At 70.8% G+C, this 22,869-nt stretch carries 27 protein-coding genes; 20 read left to right on the forward strand and 7 right to left on the reverse strand.

The genetic code is table 11. From position 1 onward, the window contains the following. The gene (locus tag IF11_RS0109925) at window positions 1-759 is read right to left on the reverse strand and encodes a helix-turn-helix domain-containing protein (RefSeq protein ID WP_030351128.1); all 759 of its coding nucleotides are present in this window, start codon (window positions 757-759) and stop codon (window positions 1-3) included. 657 nt (window positions 760-1,416) lie between these two features. Here IF11_RS0109925 and IF11_RS0109930 point away from each other — a divergent pair. The 19 genes from IF11_RS0109930 (at window position 1,417) to IF11_RS0110025 (ending at window position 16,677) form a co-directional block, all read left to right on the forward strand. Next, window positions 1,417-1,866, forward strand: coding sequence for a hypothetical protein (locus tag IF11_RS0109930; protein ID WP_030351129.1), 450 nt, complete (start codon window positions 1,417-1,419; stop codon window positions 1,864-1,866). 141 nt (window positions 1,867-2,007) lie between these two features. Then, window positions 2,008-2,283, forward strand: coding sequence for a DUF6284 family protein (locus IF11_RS0109935; protein ID WP_030351130.1), 276 nt, complete (start codon window positions 2,008-2,010; stop codon window positions 2,281-2,283). Next, a complete protein-coding gene (locus IF11_RS0109940; protein ID WP_030351131.1) occupies window positions 2,280-2,735 on the forward strand; it encodes a Pycsar system effector family protein in 456 nt (151 codons plus the stop codon). Before IF11_RS0109935 ends, IF11_RS0109940 begins: the two co-directional genes overlap by 4 nt. Further along, a complete protein-coding gene (locus IF11_RS0109945) occupies window positions 2,732-3,022 on the forward strand; it encodes a DUF6303 family protein (protein WP_030351132.1) in 291 nt (96 codons plus the stop codon). The genes IF11_RS0109940 and IF11_RS0109945 overlap by 4 nt, the downstream gene beginning before the upstream one ends. Next, entirely contained in the window at window positions 3,019-3,903 is an 885-nt protein-coding gene (locus IF11_RS0109950; protein WP_276311297.1) for a protein spdB, read from the forward strand. Before IF11_RS0109945 ends, IF11_RS0109950 begins: the two co-directional genes overlap by 4 nt. Beyond that, complete coding sequence (locus IF11_RS0109955; protein WP_030351134.1) at window positions 3,903-4,226, forward strand: RRQRL motif-containing zinc-binding protein; 324 nt, start codon at window positions 3,903-3,905, stop codon at window positions 4,224-4,226. Before IF11_RS0109950 ends, IF11_RS0109955 begins: the two co-directional genes overlap by 1 nt. Before the next feature lie 97 nt (window positions 4,227-4,323). Beyond that, window positions 4,324-4,698 carry a DUF6251 family protein gene (locus tag IF11_RS0109960; protein ID WP_030351135.1) on the forward strand — a complete coding sequence of 125 codons (375 nt, stop codon included), beginning with the start codon at window positions 4,324-4,326 and terminating at the stop codon, window positions 4,696-4,698. Window positions 4,699-4,766: 68 nt separating this feature from the next. Continuing rightward, window positions 4,767-5,105: a hypothetical protein gene (locus IF11_RS0109965; RefSeq protein ID WP_240627705.1), complete on the forward strand. Its 339-nt coding sequence runs from the start codon at window positions 4,767-4,769 to the stop codon at window positions 5,103-5,105. A gap of 92 nt (window positions 5,106-5,197) precedes the next feature. Continuing rightward, entirely contained in the window at window positions 5,198-7,330 is a 2,133-nt protein-coding gene (locus tag IF11_RS0109970; RefSeq protein WP_030351137.1) for a cell division protein FtsK, read from the forward strand. 238 nt (window positions 7,331-7,568) lie between these two features. Then, on the forward strand, window positions 7,569-7,754 hold the full coding sequence (locus IF11_RS0109975; RefSeq protein ID WP_030351138.1) for a hypothetical protein: 186 nt from the start codon (window positions 7,569-7,571) through the stop codon (window positions 7,752-7,754). Between the two features lie 87 nt (window positions 7,755-7,841). After that, the gene (locus tag IF11_RS0109980) at window positions 7,842-8,756 is read left to right on the forward strand and encodes a bifunctional DNA primase/polymerase (RefSeq protein WP_030351139.1); all 915 of its coding nucleotides are present in this window, start codon (window positions 7,842-7,844) and stop codon (window positions 8,754-8,756) included. Next, window positions 8,753-9,106: a hypothetical protein gene (locus tag IF11_RS0109985; RefSeq protein WP_030351140.1), complete on the forward strand. Its 354-nt coding sequence runs from the start codon at window positions 8,753-8,755 to the stop codon at window positions 9,104-9,106. Before IF11_RS0109980 ends, IF11_RS0109985 begins: the two co-directional genes overlap by 4 nt. Continuing rightward, window positions 9,103-10,290, forward strand: coding sequence for a DUF3631 domain-containing protein (locus IF11_RS0109990; RefSeq protein WP_030351141.1), 1,188 nt, complete (start codon window positions 9,103-9,105; stop codon window positions 10,288-10,290). Before IF11_RS0109985 ends, IF11_RS0109990 begins: the two co-directional genes overlap by 4 nt. 182 nt (window positions 10,291-10,472) lie before the next feature. Then, on the forward strand, window positions 10,473-10,700 hold the full coding sequence (locus IF11_RS0109995; RefSeq protein ID WP_030351142.1) for a helix-turn-helix transcriptional regulator: 228 nt from the start codon (window positions 10,473-10,475) through the stop codon (window positions 10,698-10,700). A 78-nt stretch (window positions 10,701-10,778) separates the two neighbouring features. Then, window positions 10,779-12,044, forward strand: a complete 1,266-nt coding sequence (locus tag IF11_RS0110000) for a tyrosine-type recombinase/integrase (RefSeq protein WP_030351143.1) — start codon at window positions 10,779-10,781, stop codon at window positions 12,042-12,044. A gap of 328 nt (window positions 12,045-12,372) precedes the next feature. Further along, window positions 12,373-14,013 (forward strand): penicillin-binding transpeptidase domain-containing protein, encoded by a 1,641-nt coding sequence (locus IF11_RS0110010; protein WP_030351144.1) that lies wholly within the window; start codon window positions 12,373-12,375, stop codon window positions 14,011-14,013. Next, on the forward strand, window positions 14,010-14,861 hold the full coding sequence (locus IF11_RS0110015; RefSeq protein WP_030351145.1) for a DMT family transporter: 852 nt from the start codon (window positions 14,010-14,012) through the stop codon (window positions 14,859-14,861). The genes IF11_RS0110010 and IF11_RS0110015 overlap by 4 nt, the downstream gene beginning before the upstream one ends. A 19-nt stretch (window positions 14,862-14,880) precedes the next feature. Then, on the forward strand, window positions 14,881-15,450 hold the full coding sequence (locus tag IF11_RS0110020) for a TetR/AcrR family transcriptional regulator (RefSeq protein ID WP_030351146.1): 570 nt from the start codon (window positions 14,881-14,883) through the stop codon (window positions 15,448-15,450). Between the two features lie 135 nt (window positions 15,451-15,585). Then, the gene (locus IF11_RS0110025) at window positions 15,586-16,677 is read left to right on the forward strand and encodes a DUF1259 domain-containing protein (protein WP_078490589.1); all 1,092 of its coding nucleotides are present in this window, start codon (window positions 15,586-15,588) and stop codon (window positions 16,675-16,677) included. Between the two features lie 28 nt (window positions 16,678-16,705). Here IF11_RS0110025 and IF11_RS0110030 read toward each other — a convergent pair whose 3' ends face one another. The 6 genes from IF11_RS0110030 to IF11_RS0110055 all read right to left on the reverse strand — a co-directional run bounded on the left by IF11_RS0110030 (window position 16,706) and on the right by IF11_RS0110055 (window position 22,079). Further along, window positions 16,706-17,380 carry a class I SAM-dependent methyltransferase gene (locus IF11_RS0110030; RefSeq protein WP_030351148.1) on the reverse strand — a complete coding sequence of 225 codons (675 nt, stop codon included), beginning with the start codon at window positions 17,378-17,380 and terminating at the stop codon, window positions 16,706-16,708. Between the two features lie 74 nt (window positions 17,381-17,454). Continuing rightward, window positions 17,455-18,225, reverse strand: a complete 771-nt coding sequence (locus IF11_RS0110035; protein WP_030351149.1) for an SDR family NAD(P)-dependent oxidoreductase — start codon at window positions 18,223-18,225, stop codon at window positions 17,455-17,457. Further along, window positions 18,212-19,417, reverse strand: a complete 1,206-nt coding sequence (locus IF11_RS0110040; RefSeq protein WP_030351150.1) for a serine hydrolase domain-containing protein — start codon at window positions 19,415-19,417, stop codon at window positions 18,212-18,214. Before IF11_RS0110040 ends, IF11_RS0110035 begins: the two co-directional genes overlap by 14 nt. Window positions 19,418-19,493: 76 nt before the next feature. Then, on the reverse strand, window positions 19,494-20,276 hold the full coding sequence (locus IF11_RS0110045; protein WP_030351151.1) for an energy-coupling factor ABC transporter ATP-binding protein: 783 nt from the start codon (window positions 20,274-20,276) through the stop codon (window positions 19,494-19,496). Then, window positions 20,273-21,034, reverse strand: coding sequence for a cobalt ECF transporter T component CbiQ (gene cbiQ / locus IF11_RS0110050; protein WP_030351152.1), 762 nt, complete (start codon window positions 21,032-21,034; stop codon window positions 20,273-20,275). Before cbiQ ends, IF11_RS0110045 begins: the two co-directional genes overlap by 4 nt. Window position 21,035: 1 nt before the next feature. After that, window positions 21,036-22,079 carry an energy-coupling factor ABC transporter permease gene (locus IF11_RS0110055; RefSeq protein WP_030351153.1) on the reverse strand — a complete coding sequence of 348 codons (1,044 nt, stop codon included), beginning with the start codon at window positions 22,077-22,079 and terminating at the stop codon, window positions 21,036-21,038. Window positions 22,080-22,344: 265 nt separating this feature from the next. On the opposite strand from IF11_RS0110055, the gene IF11_RS0110060 reads away from it, so the two are divergent. Next, window positions 22,345-22,758 (forward strand): SsgA family sporulation/cell division regulator, encoded by a 414-nt coding sequence (locus tag IF11_RS0110060; protein WP_030351154.1) that lies wholly within the window; start codon window positions 22,345-22,347, stop codon window positions 22,756-22,758. Window positions 22,759-22,869 lie beyond the last annotated feature (111 nt).

The following is a 22,869-nucleotide window of genomic DNA, read 5'->3' on the forward strand; positions in this document are numbered from 1 at the left end:
TCAAGCTCCCGTGATGTCGAGGTCTGTTACCGGTCGCGCGCTGCCCCAGGTCTGTTCGATGCTATTCGCGTACGTGTCGAAGAGCCCACCTCCGGGGAGTCTTCGCAGGTGAAGGACGGGCGCCATGTACGCGCCGATGCCGTAGACGTGGGTGTTGACGAGCATCTCGTCATCGGAGCGGAAGAGCGAGTTGTAGAGCGTCGCATCGTGAAGCCGGAACCCTATGTCCGGGTGGCTGGTGAAGAGCGGACGGTAGTTCACCAGAGCATTGCGAATCTTGCCGTCCATGATGCGGTGGCCCTCATCTATGCCGCGCTGCTGGACCGCCGCGCAGTCGGGGTCCCCCAACAGGATGCGGACCTGAGTGGATCCCTGCACCTTCTCTTTGAGCAGGTCGTGGAACAACGGGTCCTCCGACAACCAGAGGCCGGAGTACACCAGCACGTCAACGTGCGTCTGCGCCCGCGCGTATATCTCGCGCCATAGCCCGTTGGGCACCATGTGCCGGTGCGGGTAGACGGTGACGATCTCCGCTTTGCTCAGGTCAGACGCACTCTCGATCGCGCGGTCGTCGTTCCACAGGGTTGTCACATCAACCTTGAGCACTGACGCGGTGGCGCACTGATGTCGCCGGTACGGCACCTTGCCTTGAGTGATCCAGCGCTCAACCGTCTTTGGGTTGACCTCGATCTCTTCGGCCAGGTCGTGCACGGTCATGCCCTGGGCGAGAAGGGCCGACCGTAAGCGTTCGTTGGACATCTCTACCCCCGATGGGACGTCTAGGGACCTCTTGAAGGTAGCCAGATGAATTCAAGCTGTCCACGTACGGGGTAAACAACGCCCCTCACCTGCGGTGATCCTGATGGTGCGCCAAGAAGTTCCGGCGCAAGACCCAAGAAGTTCGTGGCTCGACTTGACGAAACCACGATGTAGGACCTGTAATAGAGGTACCGCATCGGACGGAAGCCCGCAGCGGGACGTACGCCCTGAGGGCCCCGGCAACGGGAGTGAGCCCGAAGGAAGCGGTCGTTGCTTGAGAACTGAACAGCGTGCCGCTCCAGCCACCTGCACTTGGGTGGTCGATGGGGCCGCCTCCAGTCCGGGATGTTCACGGACTCGGGAGGTCGTCTCCGGCCCTGGCAAGGGTTCGGGAGACCGCCGGAGTGATCCGGCCGCACGCCGCCGCGTCGTGGGTTACGCGGTCCGGGGCCACCAACCTCCCCGGGGCATCAAAAGGGGCGCTGTCCACCGAGTCACCCGGGGGTGGGCAGGGGTCGCACAACCTGTGCGGCCAACGATCACCCGGTCACCTCCGCAGCCTGAGTGCTGCGGCCGGTTGCCTCCGCTGCTCGTCTCGTACGAGCAGCGCTGAGGGGAGCCGGAACGTTTGTTCCATCAACCGAAGGGATTCCCAACATGGTTGCCAGTCTGATTGCGGTACTTGGCACGCTTCTTGGGTCGGTCACCGCGTACGTGCTTCAGCAGCGTGGCGCCCGTGCGGAGCGGGCGGAGAGCAGGACGGAGACGGCCCGGCGGGACCGGATCGCGGCGGTGACCGCCGTGGCGGTCGCGCTGAATGACCACCGCCGGGCGATGTGGGTCCGCGAGGATCTGCGCCTGGCCGGCGAGGACACGACGGTCTATCAGGCGGCCCGTGCGGAGAGTCACATCACCCGGTCCGCGCTCACAGCGCCGCTGGTCACAGTCGAGATCCTGGCGCCGGAGCTGGCCGAGGCCGCGCACAGCGCCGCCCGCGCCGCCTACGCCATGCGGAACGCGGCCGACGCGGACGCTCTGACGGCGCTGCGCACGGAGGCCATCGATGCCGCTGACCGGCTGGTCCGGCGGGCCGCCGCACTGGCCTGAGACTCCACCGCCCCGATGGTCGCAGGGCCGGTTCGACTCCGGCCCGGGGCACTTCCACCCAGAACGGCGCGCGGCCCCGGTGCTCGAACACCGGGGCCGCTGGTTTGGGCCGTTCGCCATCTGATGAGGAGCACACGACCCATGGAACACATCGTTACTGTTCAGGACGCCGTTACGGCGTTCGAGCCGTGGCTTGAGCCGACGGCCGCTGAGCTGGACGCGATCGAGCGGGAGATGCCGCTGATCGCGGCGGACGTCGATCTGCTGGACGCACGGATCATGACCCTGGACCGGCCGGTCACCGAGATGGACACCCGCCGTATCCGGCGGGCGCACCGCCGGGTGCTGGCCGCCCGCCGGGAGCTCTCAAACCAGACCGCCGCCGCCACGGTGACCGTGCCCGGGGGTGCCGCATGAGCGCCCTGGACGCGAGCCTGACCGCCGCTCACGCGGAAGTGAAGGCAGAGATCGCCCGGACCGACAACAAGACCGGCTTACTGCTGGCGTTCATCGGTGCGCTGCTGGCTGGTGTCTGGACGGTCGCCAAGGACGCGTCCCTTCCCGCCGTCGCGCTGGTGGTCGGCGGTATGGGGGTGGCGCTGCTGGTCGCTGCGGCCGGTCTGCTGCTGCGGGCGGTCCGCCCGAACCTGGGTGGCGACCGGCCGGTGGGCTTCCCCCGGTGGGCGACGCTCACCGCTGATCAGATCCGCACGGAGCTGGACGAGGACAAGCGGGCGCAGCACATCGCGAACCTCTCCCGGATCGCCGTCTGCAAGTTCACCAACCTCCGTCGCGCCGTTGATGTGACGTGCGTGGCCGGCGTGCTGCTCATCGTGGGCGCCGTGATCGCGGTGGGGGGTGCGCTGTGACTGCCACGTTCCAAGCGCAGATGGCGAACAACGGTGGCCGGTGGCACGCCTACGTGGTGCTGCTGCCCGGGTCGGTGTCGCTGTGGCCCGAGTACGACTGGTACCGGGACGCGCCCGTGCCCACCCTCACCGAGCGCGCACAGGTCCTCGCCGCCCTCGGGTACGAGATCGCGCCCGGTGCCGAGTGGGAGTGGACCGAGGCCAGCGACGTCTACGACGACCCGTCGTCACCGGTCCGGCTGATCGCCACCGTCACCGTCCAGGCCATGCCGGAGGTGACGGCATGAACTGGACCAAGATGATGTCGCCCGCCGCCAAGACGATGCTGCCCGCCGTCGCGATGACGGTGGTCTCGATGGTCCTCACCCTGGCCGTGGTCGTGATGTGGCTCGGGGAGTCGATGCACTGGGGTGTCGCCCTGGTCGTCGGCCTTGGCCTGGACGGCGGTTGGCTGGCCACCCTCGCGTACGACCGGCGGTTGGCCGCCCAGGGCGACCACAGCACCCCAATCACCGTGATCGGCTGGGCGTTCGGCGCTGTGGCGACCGGTGTCCTGGTGGCGCACGCGCTCGGGGAGGACTCGCCCGGCGCGTGGCTCGCGGTCTCCTGGCTCCCGATCGCGGCCAAAGCCTTGTGGCTGGTGCACGGTCTGTGGGAGCGGACCGCGCTCACCGGGGAGGCGCTGGAGGCGATCCAGGGCATCCAGCAGGAAGCACGGGACGAAGCGGCCGTGGCCCGCGCCCGGCTGCGTGCCGAGGCGGCCACGGAGGAAACGCGGTTGACGGCCGTGACGCAGGCCGGGGCACGCGTCGCACGCGTCCAGGCAGCAACCGCCGAAGCCCTCTCCGAGGCGTGGTCGACGCTGGAGACAGCACGGCAGGGCAAGGAGACCGGCAGGGCCCTGACCAGCGTGACGACCCCCGTCACGCCCGGCGTCACACCCCGCTGGGAACTCCCCGTATGGGGCCCCACAGAGCCGACCGGGCCGCTCGCGCTGGAGACCGCCCCCGCCCTCACCGATGCGGCGCTGGACGTGCTGGTCGACCAGATCCGTCACAGCGAATCCCCCGCCCTCTCCTACCGCGAGATGGCTGCCCGCTTCCGCACGGCGGGCCACTCCGCATCCGAAGTCCGCTTGAGGGCCGCATGGAAGCGCGTGGCCGCGTAATGGCCACGCTGCCGGTCTTCCGGTGGCGCATGGCCCCGGACGGCTACGCCACCCTGCGTCAACTGCGGTCCAAGGGACTGCGACCCGGCGGTCAAGGCGTGGCCGCGCAGGTCGAACGGCCGCGACGGCGGCGGCCCCCGCTGGTCGCCCACCTCTACCGGATCGATGCCGCCAAGCCCGTGCGGCCGATGACCCCGGCGAAGTGGGCGGCCCTGGCCAAGGCCAACACCGCCCGCCGCACCTGCCCCGAATGCGCACGCGACGCCGGATACGTCATCCCGACCTCACTCGGCATGTGCGTGCCCTGCGCCTACCCCTCCTGAACAGCGCATCGCCCCGGCATCTACGCCGTGAGGGCGCCGGTTCGACTCCGGCCCGGGGCACGCACCGCACCCACCCCGACACCGCTACGGAGGCACCGTGGAACAGCTCCCCGCCTCGCGCACGGTCGTCCAGCTCCCGGACGGCACGCACGCCTACATCGATCCGGCGGCCCTCCCCGCCGCCGCTCCTCAGTCGGCCGTTCCTCAGGTCGTCCATATCCACCAGGCCGCCCCCGACCGCACGACGCAGCGCGTCGCGCTGGGTGCCGGTGTCGGCGCCGGCGCGGTCGGCGCGTCCGTCTACTTCGGCCCGATGCTGGTCGCCGCCATCACGTCGATGGCCGTGTCCCTCGCCGTCGTCGCGCTTGTGGTCGTCGCGACCGCGTGGGGCTTGGTCACCGTGGTCCGCTCGGTGGGCGGCACGGACGGCAAGAACGCCGCCAAGAACCTCTCCAAGACCCGTCGGCGCTGACGGTCCCTGTGTCGCCCCCGGAGCCCCGACCGGCCCGGGGTCGGCACAGGGACCGGACAGCCCGGCCCGTGAGAGGGGAAACCGCGATGCGCTCGTACACACCGGCCGAACGCCGCCGCCGGGCCTGGCTGGTCGTCCGTGGCGTCAAGCAGTCCGCCGCCGACGCGGTCAACCCGCGTATCGAGGCGGAGATCAGCCGGATCGACGCCCGCGCCGAAGAGCGCGGATGGCGCGAGACGGACGCCATGCACGACCAGCTCGACAAGGCGAAGGACCAGGTGGCCGCCGCGCGGACCGCCGAACGCACCGCCACCCGCGACGGCAAGAACGCCGCCCGGCAGGCCCGGCGGGACGCCGAAGCGACCCTGCGCAGGACCGAACAGGCCGCCCGCCGTATCGGCCTGTGACCACGCCCCGGGGCGGCCGCACACCGGCCAAGGAAGTCCGGCCGCCCCGGGCCCAACCCGTCCGCACCAAGGCGAGACAGGAGAACACCAGCATGACCGACAACGTCGTCCACCTCTTCAAAACCCCGCCGCCCGCCGCCGATACGAACACCATTCCCTGCCCCGGACCTGAAGCCGCGGTAACCGCCCCCGCCGCTGTCGCGGGGAGGCCGGTGCCGGTGTGGAAGCGCTCCGGGCGTGCCGTGCGTACGGCGGTTGGGCATGAGCGCACCCGGGCCGCCGGGCGTCTGGCCGCCCGCCACAGCATGTACGTGGTCGGCGGCACGCGTGTTGTCGCGCGTCGGGCGTGGGACGGGCGGACCGCCGCCCGCTACGAACGGATGATGCGGGCCGCCGAAGCGGCCGGGCAGCTTGACCAGGCCATGGAGTGGGAGCAGCGCGGTACGGCGTTTCGGGCCGCGCGGCACCAGCGCCGCATGGATCTGCTGACAGCGCCTCAGCGGGCCGCGAAGAGCGCGCTGTTCGGGGCGGGTCTGGGTGCGGGTGGTCTCCTCGTGCTGGGTATCGCGATGGCGGTGGCGAGCAAGGATGTCTCGGATGTGGCGGCCCCGGCCATGGCGCTGGTCGAGCTGATCCACTGGACGGTCGTCATCGCGACGGTGGTGTGGGGTCCGCTGGTCACGGTCGGCCCCTGGCTCGCCCTGTGCGGTCTGTGGGCAGTCGGCCGGCACCAGCAGACCGCGCCCCGGTGGGCACTGCCCGCCCACCAGCGGGACACGGAAGGCGACCCCATCACGCCGTCCATCGTCGTCACCGCCATGCGGGACCTGGGGATCTCCGCGCTCCGCAAGGCCATCAAGGACATGGGGGACGCGGGCGCCGGCATGCTCAGCCCCATCGTCATCGCCGGGTGCGGCGTGGAAGTCGATGTCCTGCTGCCCTCGGGGGTGTCGACCGAGGAAGTCATGGGACGGCGCAGGAAGTTGGCCGAGAACCTGGGGCGCCATGAGCACGAGGTGTTCATCACGATCCCCCAGGCCGCCCGCACCGTCCGCCTGTGGATCGCTGACTCCGGCGCGCTGGATGAGCCGATCCCCGCCTCTCCGCTGGTCACCGACCCGGGCATGAGCGCCGACTACACCAACGGCCGCGCCCCCTGGGGCCAGGACCTGCGCGGGGACGCCGCCCTGATCAGCCTCTTCCAGAAGCACCTGTTGATCACCGGTCTGTCCAACCAGGGCAAAACCGCGAGCTTGCGGGCCCTGGCCCTGTGGCTCGCCCTGGACCCGTCCGTGGAGTTCCACATCGGTGACCTGAAGGGCGTGGGCGACTGGTCCATGTGGAAGGGCCTGGCCACCGTCCTGATCGAGGGCCCCACCGACAGCCATGTCATCGACGTGACCGACATGGTGGAAGACGGGTTCGAGGAGATGCAACGGCGTCTTCAGGCTCCCAAGGGCACCGTGCACACGCCGCTGGTCCTGATCGTGGACGAAGCGCAGGTTGCCTACGGCTCCGGCGCCATCGGCGAGGACAAACGGCCCTACGGCGGCTCCAAGGCCACGTCCCGCTACTTCCAGGCCGTCAAGGGCATCCACGACCAGGGCCGCGCGGTCAACGTCACCATCTGGGAAGGCACCCAGGACCCGACGAACGAGAACCTTCCCAAGCGCTCCCGCGAGGGCAACCACGTCCGCGCCGCGCTGGTCCTGGGCACCGAGGAACAGGCCAAGATGGCGCTCGGTGCGAAAGCCATCGACGGCGGCGCCGCCCCGCACAAGCTGCGCCAGGGCATCGACAAGGGCGTGGTCGTCGTGGCCGGTGACGGCGTCAAGCTCGCCCCCGGGCAGTCCTCCATCACCATCCGCACCCACTACATCGACGACACCGAGGCCACCGCGATCGCCGACCGGGCCAAAGCACGTCGCAACGGCGTCACCACCCTCACCGCTGTGCCGGCCGATGAGCCCATCGACCACCTCACAGACATCGCCACCGTGATGGGCGAGGCGAAGCGAATGCGCACCGATGAAGTCCGCGCCCGCCTCGCCGCGCTCAACCCGGGCGAGTACCGCGAGTGGACCGCCCCCGATCTCACCCAGGCCCTGGAAGCCGTGGGCGCGGCCCCGTACAAGACCGGCGGGATCATGCACGTCAGCCGCGCCCTCCTCGCCGAAGCGCTGGAAGAGCGCGCCGCGAACGCCGCCGAAAGTGACGCAGGGTGAAGGGAGGCGTCCGGGGAGGCAGGGAGAACTCCCTCACCGCCTCCCCAAGACTGCCTCCCTCAACTGATCTGCGGTAACCCCCGGTAGGGAGGCAGGGAGGCACACCCTCCCCCACCTCGGAAAACCCCGGAAACAGCCCCTCCCTGGGACATCCCTGCCTCCCTCCCCGCACACACAGTAACCATCGCTATCTGCGAAACAGCGACCACGCCAGCACTCCAACGAAGGGAGAGCCAACGTGGCTCTGACCATCTCGCTCCTGCTCGGCCTCGCCCTCTTCCTCATGCTCCGCGCGCACATCCGCTTCGGCTGGGGAGCCGCCACCGTCGCCGCCGGATTCGGGTTCTTCCTCGCCTCCACCGGCGCCGCCGAACCCATCAACCAACTCACCACCGCCCTCATCAACGCCATACCCGACCTGTAGGCACGACCGAGGGCGGCCCCCGCCTCGCCAAAGTCCGGGGCCGCCCTCATCCAGCACAACTCAACAGTGGAACTGGAGGCATCCAGCATGACCCATCACCCCCCGTCCGCACTGCTGGCCGCAGCACTCGCCATCGCCGAACGCGGCTGGGCCGTCTTCCCGCTCCGTCCTGGCGACAAGCGCCCCGCCCTCCACGGCGAGACCGCATGCCCTCGCATCGGAGACTGCGCGGGATTCCACCGCAAGTGGGAGGACCGCTCAACGGTCGACCCCGCCCGCATCCGCCGTGCCTGGGCCGACATCCCGTTCAACGTTGGTGTGGCCACCGGCCCTTCCGGGCTGGTCGTCATCGACCTGGACATGCCCAAGACCAAGAACAAGAGCAACAGCAGTGCGGACACGCCTTGCGGCGTGACGACCTTCAAGGCGCTCTGCGAGCGCACCGGTAACGCCGTCCCCGCCACCTACCGCACCCGGACCGCGAGCGGCGGCCAGCACCTGTACTTCACCGCGCCGCCCGGCGTCCGGCTCACCAACAGCGCGGGCAGGCTCGGCAAGCTCATCGACACCCGCGCATGGGGCGGCTACGTCGTCGCCGGAGGCAGCACCACCCCCACCGGCCGGTACACGGTCATCGACCCCACCCCGCCCGCCCTGCTCCCCGAATGGCTGTACGCCCGTCTGACGACCCGTCAGTCATCCCGGGCACTAACGGCCGTGCCGTCGTCGTCCAAGTCCTCTCGCTACGCCACAGCCGCGTTCAGGGCCGAAATCGCGACGGTCCAGGCCGCACAGGAAGGCGAGCGAGACACGACACTCCTGTCCGCCGCACGCGCCTTGGGGCGATTCGTCGCGTGGGGCGACCTCCCGTTGAACGTGGTGACCGAGGCTCTTCAGGCGGCGGGGGAGTATGCCGGCCTGTCGTCTCGCCAGTGCCGCTCGACTGTGCGGTCCGGTCTGAACTGGTCCATCGCACGCAACCAGCAGCGGAGGACCGCATGAGCACCCCTCAACGCCCCCGCCTGAAGAGCCTCCCCACAACCACCGGCCAGCCCAGCCCCGCCGAACAGGCCCCCGCCCCCACCGGCAGTGGCGCGCCGAAAGTCGTCGCCGAAGGCGTCCGCACTGCTGTTGGTTCTGACCCGCAGACCGGCGACGGCCGCCGCCCCGTGGCGTGGCTCCGCATCACCGCCCCCAAGGACGCCACCCCCACCGCCGCATCGTGGTGCGTCTGCGGGCGCGACCTGTTCGCCGCCGGCCACCGCAAGGTCCTCGCCCTGATCGAGGACCACACCGCCCACCGCGACCTGTGCACGCTCCGCACCACCCAGGAAGAGAGGAACGCCGCATGACCAGCATCGACGGCGCGTCCCTGCTTGACGAGATCGAGCGGTTCCACCGGCGCTTCAACGTCTTTCCTCGGGAAGCCGCGTACGTCGCGGTTGCCCTGTGGGACGCGCACGCGCACCTGCTCGACGCCTTCGACTCCACCCCGCGGCTCGCGTTCCTGTCTCCGGAGCCTGGTTCCGGGAAGTCTCGGGCGCTGGAAGTGGTAGAGACCCTGGTGCCGCGCCCGATGCTCGCGGTGAACGCCCGTGCCGCCGCGCTGTTCCGGTCCGTCTCCGATCCGGCCGGGCGGCCCACGATCCTCTTTGACGAGATCGACACCGTGTTCGGCCCCAAGGCGGGGGACAACGAGGAACTGCGCGGCTTCCTCAACGCCGGGCACCGCCGTTCCGGGGTCACCTACCGGTGCATCGGAGACGGCGGGAACCAGACGGTCGTGGAGTTCCCTTCCTACACCGGCGTCGCGGTGGCCGGACTCGGCTACCTGCCCGACACCATCACCACCCGGTCCGTCATCATCCGCATGCGCCGCCGTGCGCGGAACGAGGCAGTGGAGCCGTTCCGGGCTCGGCTGCACGAGGCTGAGGGCAACGAGCTGCGAGACCGCCTCGCCCAGTGGGCCGACACTGTCCGCGAGGACATCTCCGGACGGTGGCCGGAGATGCCCGAGGGCGTCACCGACCGTCCGGCGGACGTGTGGGAACCGCTGCTGTCCGTCGCGGACGCGGCTGGGGGCGACTGGCCCGAGCGGGCCCGCACCGCCTGCGTCGAACTCGTCAACGCCGCCCGCGCCGATGACAAAGGCTCCCTCGGCATCCGCCTGCTCACCGACCTCCGTGACCACGTCATGGCCGGCATCGACCGCATGCCCACCGTCGCCGTCTTGGACCGGTTGTGCGCGCTGGACGAAGCCCCGTGGGCGGACATGGGCGGTCGACCGCTCGACTCCCGAGGGCTGGCGAAGATGCTCGGGGAGTACATGACCAGCGACAACGCCCCGGTCAAGGCCCGGAACATCAAGACCGCCGGGGCCGTGCTCAAGGGCTACTACGCCCTCGATCTCCACGACGCGTGGCAGCGGTACTGCCCCCCACCCCCCTCAGGGGCCGCTACCTCCGCTACCTCCGCTACCGCGCAGGTCAGCGCCCCGGAAACGGTAGCGGACGGCATCTTCCCCGCCGCTACCTGAGCGCTACCCCGCTACCGGCCCCGCGCCCCTACCGCCGGGGCCGGTAGCGGATCCATCCGCTACCGCTACCCCTATCCGCTACCTCGATCATGCCTCTGACCTGCACGGTAGCGGAGGTAGCGGAGGTAGCGGACCTGACAGGGAGGGGCCAAGCCCGGATCCCCCGAAAGGAGAGATCCCGAATGGCGACAGCGTCCGCCACGACCACGCTCCGGGCCGGACTCCCGGACCGCTACCTCACCCCCGACGACATCGCCGCCATGTTCGGTGTCCCGTTGGAGACCGTCTATCAGTGGCGCAAGAAGCGAACCGGGCCGCCCGGATTCCGCATCGGCAAGCACGTCCGGTACGACCCCGCCGCCGTCCGCGTCTGGGTCAGCGACCGCATGAACGAGACCGAAGCAGCCTGACCCCCACCCCCAGCACCCCCGGCCGGTGGCGAGCACTCCTCGCCACCGGCCGCCGCCATTCTCAAGGAGTCGCCACACATGGCAGGCCACATCCAAGACCGTTGGTTCAAAACTGAGACCGACGCGAACGGCAAGACCCGCCGCGTCAAGACAGCCCGCTACGGCACCGGCATGCGGTACCGCGCCCGCTACATCGGCCCCGACGGCACCGAGAAGTCCAAGAGCTTCCGGGACGGACAGAAGCGCCTTGCGGAGAAGTGGCTGAGCAAGACCGAGGCCGACATGGACAGCGGCCAGTACGTGGACCCGAAGGCAGGGCGGACGACCTTCCAGCAGTACGCGGAACGCTGGGTGGCTTCGCACTCGGGTGAGGTCAACAGCGGGGAGGGAGCCGAGCGGCGCTTGCGTCTGCACGCGTATCCGGGGATCGGTAGTCGTCCGCTCGGTTCCTTCAAAGCGGAGCACGTCCGGACCTGGCTCGGGGGCCTGAAGAGGTCCGTCCCGAACGAGACGCACCGCCGTGTGATCGCCGCTACGGTCTCCGCGGTCTTCAATGCCGCCGTGGATGATGAGTTGATGGCCCGGAACCCGTTCAAGGCGCGCTCTGTACAGGTCCCGAAGCCTGGTGAGTCGGTCATCGAGCCCTGGACCGCCGCGCAGGTCTTCGGCGTCCAGCGCGCCCTCCCGGAGCGCTTCCGTGCGGCCATTGACCTGGGGGCGGGGTGCGGACTGCGTCAGGGGGAGGTGTTCGGCCTGTCCGTCGATGAGGTGGACTTCGAGAGCGGATGGCTGTCGGTGAACCATCAGCTCAAGAGGCTCCGTGGGCGGTACGTCTTCGCCCCGCCGAAGGGTGGGAAGACGCGCAAGGTTCCGCTCCCCGCCTCGGTGGCCGATGCGCTCAGGGCTCACGCCGACGCATTCCCTTCGCTCACGGTCACGCTGCCCTGGCGCACCCTGGATGGGGAGCCCCGCACCAAGCGTCTGTACTTCAGCGGCAACGGCGGTCTTCATGTGCGGGTGAGCTACTTCAACGACTCCATGTGGAAGCCCGCTCTGGCCGCCGCCGGGCGCATCCCGGAGCCCGAGGAGGGCGAACGGTACGCGTCCGCGCGGGAACACGGTATGCACGCGCTCAGGCACTTCTACGCCTCCGTCCTGCTCGATGCTGGGGAGAACATCAAGGCCCTGAGTCGCTATCTCGGTCACGCCGACGCGGGGTTCACTCTGCGGACGTACACGCACCTGATGCCGAGCAGCGAGCAGCGGACCCGAAAGGCCGTTGACGGGCTCTACGAGGGGCGCGTGAACCAAGATCACGGCCCACAGACGGCCCACGAGGATTGACGGCCCGCGCCGTACGGGCATAGTTGCTGGTCACAGCGCTACCGCCCGTACGGTGCTGAACTTCATCTACTTCTGGCCGCTGTACACGGGCACGGCGATCCCGCTGGACGCGTGGCGCAACAGGATGTGGCTCGACACCTGGGTCTGATCACGCCGGGCAGGACCACGGCCTCGGCGACGACTACGGCCACGGCAAGGGCGCGCGTCAGTCCGATAACACTCACGGGCGCTCGCCCCCTGTGACACACCGCTCCCGTAGGGTGCACATGACATCCCCTTGAACGCGTTCAGATGCTCAGGGGGGCTCCTGGGGAGGGGGACTGCACTCATGCGCAGTGGAGCCAAGATCGCCGTCATAGGCGGGGTCTTCGCCGTGTTCGCGGGCGGCGTCGGGTACGGCGCGTACAACCTGTACGGCGGGCTCACCGGCGGCACCGGGTCCCCGGGGAGCGACACCACCACGACGCGCGAGGTCAGGACCGGGCCGCTGAGCGCCGCCGAGGTCGACAAGGCCGCGAAGGACTTCCTGACGGGGTGGGCGAAGGGGGACGACGCGGCGGTCGTCGCCCAGCTCACCAACGACCCGGCCACCGCCGAGACCGTCATCGGCGGCTACCGCGACACGGCCCGTGTCACCGACGCGGTGATCACGCCGGGCCAGGCGGTCGGCGCCAGGGTCCCGTTCACCGTGAAGGCCACCGTCGCGCTCGACGGGAACACCAAGCCCTGGTCGTACGCCTCGGAACTGACCGTCGTGCGCGGGCTGAGCACCGGTCGTCCGCTGGTCGACTGGGCGCCCTCGGTGATCCATCCGAAGCTGACGAAGGACACCCACCTCGTCACCACCGAGGCTTCCGCGCCCCCGATCAAGGCCGTCGACCGCAACGGCGCGGAGCTGACGAAGGAGAAGTACCCGTCGCTCCGGCCGGTGCTGGACGAGCTGCGCAAGCGGTACGGCGACGACGCGGGCGGCTCGGCCGGTGTCGAGCTGGTGCTGCGGAGCGACACCGAGAGCGTGCCGGACGAGACGATGCTCACGCTCGCCAAGGGCTCGCCGGGCCGGCTGACGACCACGCTGGACGCGAATGTGCAGGCCGCCGCCGAGCGGGCGGTGCGGAAGTACAGCGAGGCGTCGGTCGCCGCCGTCAAGCCGAGTACGGGCGAGATCCTGGCCGTCGCCAACAACCGTAAGGACGGCTGGAACGCGGCGATGCTCGGCCGGCAGGCGCCGGGCTCCACGATGAAGATCGTGACCGCGGCGATGCTGCTGGAGAAGGGCCTCGTGGCCGCCGGCCGGCCGGCCGAGTGTCCCAAGGAAGCGATGTACCAGGGCCGTACGTTCACGAACCTGAACGGCTTCTCCATCGACGGCGGCACGTTCACCCAGAGCTTCGCCCGCTCCTGCAACACCGCCTTCATCAAGCTGATCGACGACACCAAGGACGACGCCGCGCTGAAGGCCGAGACCGAGGAGGTCTTCGGCATCGGCCTCGACAACTGGAAGACCGGCGTCGCGTCCTTCGACGGCAGCGTGCCGGCCGCGACCGGCGGCGAGGCGGCGGCGCAGTACATCGGGCAGGGCACGGTCCAGATGAACGTCCTCAACATGGCGTCCATCACGGCCACCGCCAAGAACGGTTCGTTCAAGCAGCCCGTGATCGTGCCGCGTTCGCTGGACGACCGGGAACTGGCCACCGCCGCACGCCCGTTGCCGTACAACGTGGCGCGCCAGCTGCGGGACATGATGCGGGTCACGGCCACGAGCGGTACGGGCGCGAACGCGATGTCCGGGCTCGGCGGCGACAAGGGCGCGAAGACCGGTTCCGCGGAGGTCGACGGCCAGGCCACCTCCAACAGCTGGTTCACGGGCTACCAGAACGACCTCGCCGCGGCGGCGGTCGTCCAGGCGGGCGGCCACGGCGGCGACGCGGCGGGCCCGCTGGTGGCGTCGGTGCTGGCCGCGGGGTGACGCCGCTCGTCGCCGTCGCGGTCCTCGTCGCCGCCCTCACCCACGCCAGTTGGAACGCCCTCGCGCACACGATCAAGGACCAGCTGGTCGCCTTCACCCTGATCGGCGGGGGCGCGGCGGTGATCGGCGCCGTCCTCGCCTGCTTCACGCCGCTGCCGCACCCGGCGGCCTGGCCGTATCTGGTCGTCTCCGCGCTGCTGCACATCGGCTACCAGGCGCTGCTGATGCGCTCGTTCAGCCTGGGCGACTTCGGCCAGATGTACCCGATCGCGCGCGGTACGGCGCCGCTCGTGGTGACCGTACTGGCCGCCGTCTTCGTCGGGGAGTCGCTGGACGCCCGGCAGGCGGCGGGCGTCGTCGTCGCCTCGGCGGGGCTGGTCGGCCTCGCGCTCTGGGGCATCAGGGGCTCGGGGAGCACACCCCACTGGCCGGCGCTGCTGGCCGCGCTGGCGACGGGTCTGTCGATCGCCGCGTACACGGTGGTGGACGGTGTGGGGGTACGCGACTCGGGCTCGCCGCTCGGCTATATCGCCTGGCTGATGATCCTGGAGGGCCTCATGATCCCGGCGTACGCCCTGTACGCGCGCCGGGGCCTGCTCCTCGCCCAGCTGCGGCCCCACGCGGCGCGCGGGCTGCTCGGCGCGGTCCTCTCCATGCTGGCGTACGGCCTGGTCCTGTGGGCCCAGACCCGCGCCGCGCTCGCCCCGATCGCGGCCCTCCGGGAGTCGTCGATCCTCGTGGGCGCGGCCATCGGGGCGGTCTTCTTCAAGGAGCGCTTCGGCACACCGAGAATCGCGGCGGCGGGTCTGATGGTGGTGGGCATCGGACTGATGCTGCACGCGGGTTGAGACGACCTGCTCCGGGCGCATGCCACCGGACGCCACCGCCACCAGGAGCCGCCTGCTCGAAGCGGCCACCGCCGAATTCGCCCGGTACGGGCCGGCGGGCGCCCGGGTGGACCGGATCGCCGAGCAGGCGAAGGCCAACAAGCGCCTGATCTATGTCCACTTCGGCACCAAGGAAGAACTCTTCGACCTGGTCGTCGGCCGCGCGACGGTCAGCCTCGCCGACACCGTGCCGTTCACGGCGGACGCTCTGCCGGAGTACACCGGCGCGCTCTTCGACCTTCTCCAGCGGCGCCCCGGCATCCTCCGGCTGACCACCTGGGCCCTGCTGGAACGGCCCGAGCCGATCCCGGTGCAGGTCGAGGCGTACCGCGCCAAGCCGGCGGCCATCGCCGACGCACAGGCCCGTGGCGTGGTGAACGGCGGGATCGAGCCCGTCGACCTCATGGCCACGCTCCTCGGCCTGGTCACCGCCTGGTCCGGCGCGTCCCCCGCTCTGCGGTCCCTGGCGCCCGAGCCGGCGTCGCCCGGACGCCTCGCGGCCATCCGTACGGTCATCGTCACGGCGGCGCGGGCGCTGACCACGCCCTGAGCACACATCTTCCCTCCGCGCGCGGCCCTTGGTCCGGACGGCGCCACTTTGGCAACACTCGCCCGGGTACCGCCCGACAGATCCCGTTTTCTCCGGCTGCTCATGGTCTCCTCTCGTCACGGAGGTATCAATGTGATGAGCGGACAACCGCATGAGGACACGGACAACCACGACACACATGACCGGAACCAGGACCGGGACACAGACCGGGACACGGACCCCCGGCCGGCCACACCGCGGCGTCTCCTGCTGACCACGGCCGCGCTGGCGCCGGTGCTGGCCGGTATCGGCACCGCCCCCGCCCGCGCCCAGTCCCCGGGCCCGGCCCCCGACCCGACGAAGGGCGGCGGACACCAGCACGAGCCGATTCAGCCGATGACCACCACCGCGGCCGACTGGAAACGGGTCGCGCAGGCGCTGGGCCGGCCGGGCTCCATGGCGGGCGACAAGGCGTACCACACCCGCTTTCCGCGCGGGGATCTGGATGTCGTCTCCTACGGCGTCCCGGTCTCCACCGGACTCGCCCTGGGCTCACACGTGGCCTTCGTCCGCTACGCCGACGGCAATGTGCTGGTCATGGGCGATCTCACGGTGACCGAGGGCGAGTTGCAGGAGGTGACGGACGTCCTCCAGGCGCACGGCATCGAGCAGACCGCCCTCCACAAGCATCTGCTCGCCCACTCCCCCGAGGTCTGGTGGACCCATGTCCACGCGCACGGCCGGGACCCGGTGGCCATCGCCCGCGGTCTGCGCGCGGCGCTCGACCGCACGGCGTCGCCCCCCGCCGAGCCGACGCCACGGCCGGGGCCCATCGATCTGGACACCGACGGCATCGACGCCGCGCTGGGCATGAAGGGCTCGAACGACGGCGGGGTCTACAAGGCCACCTTCGCGCGCCGTGAGGTCATCATCGAGGGAGGCATGGCGCTGCCCCGCGGCCTGGGCGCGATCTCGGCCTTCATCTTCCAGCCCCTGGGCGGCGGCAAGGCCGCGCTCAACGGCGATGTCGTGCTGGTGGCCGAGGAGGTCCAGAACGCCATCAAGATCCTGCGGGCCGGCGGAATCGGCCTGGTCGAACTGCACAACCACGGCCTCAGGGACGAGCCCCGCCTGTTCTTCATCCACCTCTGGGCCGTGGGCGACGCCGTCGAGCTGGCCAAGGCCCTGCGCAAGGCGGTGGACGCCACCAACGTCGTCGCGGTCCTGCGCGAGCGCGGGACGTCGTAGCGAGACCCGCCGCCCGCTGCCCCGCTCATCACACCGGGACAGCGGGCGGTTCCGCGATACCGACGATGAAGTTCCCGGCCACCACGGGCCGGATATGGGCCGACCACCCCATACCGGTGAGGTCGTCCGTGAGGGTCCGGGCATCGTGGAACACCTTCACGATGCGGTACTGGCTGCCGTCATCGAGCCGACGCACGGCCGCGGGGACGGGCAGATCCGCGAGGACGTCCTCCCGCGCGGCCTCGGCGGGACCGTCATCGATGAAGACCGCTCTGCCGCCCGGCGCGAGCGCGGCGGCGACGGCGTTCCAGAAGCCGGGCAACCGCGCCGGCGGGACATGCGAGAGCCAGAACGCGAAGAACACCGTGTCGTAGCGTCGTGGCGGCCGCCACTCGAACACGTCGGCCTGAACGAACCGGACGCCGGGGGATTCGGTACGCGCACGAGCGAGAGCCAGCACTTCGGCCGAGGCGTCGACAGCCGTCACCGAACGCGCCCGCGCGGCGAGCATCGGGGTCCACCGGCCCGTTCCGCAGGCCAGCTCCAGAACATCCCCGGCAATCGGCAGGTCATCGGCCGCGGCCAGCACCTCTTGCAGCTCCCGCAAGTCCTCGCGTTCCGCGTACGGCCGGTCGTACTCGGCCGCCCCGGCCCTGTAGTAGGCCATCTGTTCCGCCAGAAGAGCGTCCTCATCGCTGCCCATGGCCCCGACCATACCTACGGTCCCGCACACCCCGTGGCGAATCGGCCGCGGCCCTCTCCTCGGACCCGTCCCCGCTACTCCTCGCCCGTGAACGCCCTCCGCAGCCCCAGATTGCTCGTCAGGATCCCGCCGTCGACCGGCAGCGTCACCCCCGTGATCCAGGAGGCGTCGGCGGACGCCAGGAACGCGACCGCCGCCGCGATGTCGGCCGGCGTGCCCACCCGTCCCATCGGGTAGTGGGCCACCGCGCGGTCCAGTACCGCCTCGCGGCCCGCCCAGGCGCCGGTGTGGATCGTGCCGGGCTCCACGAGGTTGACGCGGACGCCGCGCGGGGCCGCGTGGCCCGCGAGCGTACGGGTCAGGCCGCCCAGCCCGGCCTTGGCCGCGCTGTAGGCGTGGTTGCCGAAGTCCTGTTCGCCGTTGACCGAGCCGATCGAGACGATCGCGCCCCGGCCCGAGGCCGCCAGATACGGAAGCGCCGCGCGGGCGCAGCGGAAGGCGCCGGTCAGGGTGATGTCGAGATCCAGCGCCCAGACCTCGTCCGGCTCGTCCTCGAACAGCGGGGCGTCCTGTGTGCAGGAGTACGCGTTGTTCACCAGCACGTCCAGCGAGCCGAAGGTCTCGGCCGCGTACGCCACCGCCGCCTCCACCGACGCCCGGTCGGCCACATCGCAGCCGAGCGCGACCGCGCCCGGGATGGACTCGGCGGCGGTCACCGCCCGCTTCTCGTCCAGGTCCGTCACCAGGACGCGCGCGCCCTCGTCCGCCAGCCTGCGCGCGGTCGCCTCGCCGATGCCCCGGCCCGCTCCGGTGATCAGGACTCCGTATCCGTCAAATCGCTTCATCCGGCGATGATGTCGCCGTCCGCACCGCGCGCACCAGAGCCTGTGCGCGGGGATCCGCCGTCACTCCCTTGCGCATCCCGTTCGTCACGTACCCCATCGCGATGCCCGACTCCGGGTCGGCGAAGCCCAGCGAGCCGCCGCGGCCCGGGTGTCCGAAGGAGCCGGGGCCGAACAGGGGGGCGGCCGGGCCGTGCAGCATGAAGCCCAGACCGAAGCGGGTGGCGACGACCAGCACGCGGTCCGGGCCCGCCGATTCCTCCGTACGCGCGAGCGTCAGCGTCGCGGGGGCGAAGAGGCGGTGGCCGTCGACGGGGCCGATCATCGCGGCGTAGCAGCGGGCCAGCGCGCGGGCGGTCGAGATGCCTCCGGAGGCGGGGAGTTCGGCGGCGCGGTAGGCCGGGTCGTTCTCGTCGGGCCGGGGTTCGATGACGCCGAACGCCCGCCGCGTCAGGGACTCCGCGTCGCGGTACGCCTCCGACACGGACCGCTTGGGCCGCAGCCTGAGCGCCCCGCCGACGGCCGTCGGCTCCTCGACCGGTCCGATCCGGCCGACCCGGTGGGCCTCCTCGGCGGGCAGTCCGACCCAGAAGTCCAGCCCCAGCGGCCTGGCGATCTCCTCGGCGATCCACCGGCCCACGCTGCGGCCGGTGACCCGCCTGACCAGTTCGGCGATCAGCCAGCTGTAGGTGTGCGCGTGATAGCCGTGGTCGGTGCCCGGCTCCCACTCCGGCCGCTGGGCGGCCAGGGCCCGCGCGCCCGACTCCCCGTCGATGGCCTCGGCCGGGGTGAGCGGCCGGTCGAGCACCGGCAGCCCGGCGCGGTGCGACAGGACGTGGCGTACGAGCACCCGCTCCTTGCCCGCGGACTTGAACTCCGGCCAGTACGTGCCGACCGGGGCGTCGAGGTCGATCTGCCCGCGCTGGTGCAGCAGCAGCGGTACGGCGGCGGCGACGCCCTTCGTGGCGGACCGGACGACCTGCGCCGTGTCGACGGCCCATGGCGCCGCGTCCGCGCCACCGTCCCCCGGCTCCCGCCCGGTGAGATCGCGGGTGCCCGCCCACAGATCGACGACCTTGCGCCCGTCCCGGTACACGGCGACGGCCGCGCCCCGTTCGCCCAGCCGCTCGAAGTTCCGTACGAACGCGTCCCTGACCGGCTCGAAGCCCGCCTCCACCGTGCCCTGGACGTCCACGCCCGCACTCCCGCCCCGTCGGTACCCACGCCACGTACCGCTCGTCGTCCCGCCACGCCCCGGCGGCGCGACCCCTCTATGGTGCAACGTGTCGCGGCGACACGGAACGCGGGTCGAAACCGAACGGCAGCTCCAGCCGGTGCGCGCCCATCAGCTTCTCGTCGCCGAGGAGTTGCCCCGTGGGCCCGTCCGCCACGATGACGCCCTCACTGAGGATCACCGCACGCGGACAGAGTTCGAGAGCGTACGGCAGATCGTGCGTCACCATCAGTACGGTGATGTCCAGCGCCCGCAGGATGTCGGCCAGTTCACGCCGGGACGCCGGGTCGAGATTGGACGAGGGTTCGTCGAGGACGAGGATCTCCGGCTCCATCGCCAGGACGGTCGCCACCGCGACCCGGCGGCGCTGGCCGAAGGAGAGATGGTGCGGCGGCCGGTCCGCGTACTCCGCCATCCCGACCTGGCCGAGCGCGGCGGTGACCCGGGCCTCCAGCTCGGGGCCGCGCAGCCCGGAGGCCGCCGGGCCGAACGCCACGTCCTCGCGCACCGTCGGCATGAACAACTGGTCGTCCGGGTCCTGGAAGACGATGCCGACCCGGCGGCGGATCTCGGCCAGATTCCGCTTCGCCACCGGCACCCCGGCGACCGCGACCGAACCGGCCCCGGCGGTCAGGATGCCGTTCAGATGCAGGACGAGCGTGGTCTTGCCCGCGCCATTGGGCCCCAGCAGCGCCACCCGCTCACCGCGTCCGACGGTCAGATCGACACCGAAGAGGGCCTGATGGCCGTCGGGATAGGCGTACGCGAGCCCGCTGACCTCAAGGGAGGCGGGCACGGCGGGGACGGGAGGCTCGGTCATAGGGTCCAGCCAAGCAGACAGACGGCGAGCGCCGACACGGGGAGGGCGGCGGCGTACGTCCACTGCGCCCGGGACGCGGTCACGTCATCGATGACCGGCATGGTGCCCGCGTACCCCCGGCTGACCATCGCCAGATGCACGCGTTCACCGCGCTCGTAGGAGCGGATGAAGAGCGCGCCCGCGGACTTGGCGAGGACGCCCCAGTGCCGGACGCCCCGGGCCTCGAAGCCGCGCGAGCGCCGGGCGACCGACATCCGCCGCATCTCGTCGGTGATGACATCGCCGTAACGGATCATGAAGGAGGCGATCTGCACCAGCATCGGCGGCAGCCGCAGCCTCTGGAGCCCGAGCAGCAGGGAGCGCAGTTCGGTCGTGGAGGCGAGGATCACGGACGCGGCGACGCCCAGCGTCCCCTTCGCGAGGACGTTCCAGGCGCCCCAGAGCCCCGGAACGCTCAACGACAGCCCCAGGAAGTGGACTTGATCGCCGGGGACGACGAAGGGCATGAGGAACGCGAAGGCCACGAACGGGATCTCGATCAGCAGCCGGCGCAGCAGCACGCCGGCGGGGATACGGGCCACCCGCGTGACGGCCGCGAGCAGCACGGCGTACAGCGCGAACGCCCAGACCGCCTCGCGCGGCGTCGAGACCACCACGAGCACGAAGCAGAAGACGGCGGCCAGTTTGCAGTGCGGGGGCAGCGCGTGGACCGGCGAGTGTCCGTGCCGGTAGAGCGTGTGGGCATGACCCGCGCCCATGTCAGGCGTTCCCGCCGGCCGCGGCCGTCTCGGTACGGCGCCGTCGTACCACCCAGAAGACACCGCTGCCCACGACCACCGTCGCGGCCACCCCGATCACTCCGGCGAGCCCGCCGGAGATCCGGGCGTCGTCGACGTCCTTGACGCCGTAGTCGGCGAGCGGGGAGTCGCCGGTGTGGTGCGGCTCGGTCTTCCGGTCGATGCCCTGGTCGGCGGCGACCTTCTCCAGCCCGTCGGGGCTGGCGGAGGCGTAGAAGGAGACGAATCCGGCCAGGACGAGCGCCGTGACCAGCCCGGTCGCCCAGACCTTACGGGTGGAGCGCGCGGCCACCGGCCCGGGACCTGACGCGGGCGCGGCGTCGACCAACTCCCCGCCCACCCGCAGCTTCAGCGGCGCGGACAGCCCCCGGGCGCCGTACACGAGGTCGGGCCGTACGGCGATGACGGCGCCGACCGTGAGCGCGGTGATCGCGGCCTCGCCGATGCCGATGAGCACATGCACCCCGACCATCCCGGTCAGCACCTTCCCGATCGGGATGTCGGTCGTCCCGCCGATCCAGTAGAAGAAGGTGAACGCGAGGGCCGCGGCCGGTACGGAGACCAGCGCCGCCACGAAGGACGAGACAGTCACCGAACGGCGCGTACGGGGCAGGATTTTCACCAGCGCGCGGAAGAGCGCGTACGCGACGACGGTCGTGACCACGGCCATGTCGGTGATGTTCACCCCGAGCGCGGTGAGCCCGCCGTCCGCGAAGAGGATGCCCTGCATCAGCAGGACGACGGAGATACAGAGCACCCCGGTATAGGGGCCGACGAGTATCGCCGCCAGCGCCCCGCCCAGCAGATGTCCGCTCGTCCCCGCGGCCACCGGGAAGTTGAGCATCTGTACGGCGAAGATGAACGCGGCGACGAGTCCGGCGAGCGGCGCGGTGCGCTCGTCCAACTCCCGGCGGGCGCCGCGCAGGCTGACCGCGACGGCCCCCGCGGCGACGGCACCGGTGGCGGCCGAGACGGGCAGATCGATGAATCCGTCGGGGACATGCATGGCGGGGGCTCCGCTTCCTGCTCGTACGGCGCGGTATTGAGCCGTTCGATGATAGTGCTCTCTTGCGAACAGCTCGCAAGAGCGGTTTGCATGCAGGGTGCCGGGGCGGTGTTCCGCGGATGTGCGATCGGCAAAGACTGGACAAAAGAGGGCTATTTTGTATGATTAGAAGTCAAATGTCCGGTTAGTCAAGGAGCCGCTCCCGATCCCGCCCAGCCACAGCAGCCACAAGCAGCCGGCGCAGCAGCCACCGAGGAGCAAGCCGATGCCATCCATCGTCGAGCAGCCCGCCACAGCGCGTATCATCACGGACGCCCCCGACCCCAAGACCGTCTCCGTCACCCTCCGCTATGACGGCGCCGATCCACTCGCCATACGAATCGTGTTCCCGCCCGAGGTCTCCTTCGACGGTGACGAGGTCGTCTGGGCCTTCGCCCGCGATCTCCTCGAATCCGGCCTGCGATTGCCGTCGGGCGAGGGCGACGTACAGGTATGGCCCTGCGGCCGGGCCCAGGTCGTGCTGGAGTTCCACTCGCCGGACGGGGTGGCGGTGGTCCAGTTCGACACCGCGGCGCTGCGCCGGTTCCTCGACAGCTCGTACGCGAGGGTCCCGGCCGGCCAGGAGCGGCACGACATCGAGGTCGAGACCGAGCTGAGCAAGCTCCTCCACAGAACCTGACACGCACAGCGACCCGGCCGCCACCCCTCAGGGCGTACGACCGGGCCGCGTATGACGCTCCGGCTCCCGTCCCCACGGCCGCCGGCGCGATCCGGGGCCACGCACCGCTCA

This window comes from Streptomyces scopuliridis RB72 (genome assembly GCF_000718095.1).
Lineage (GTDB): Bacteria > Actinomycetota > Actinomycetes > Streptomycetales > Streptomycetaceae > Streptomyces > Streptomyces scopuliridis.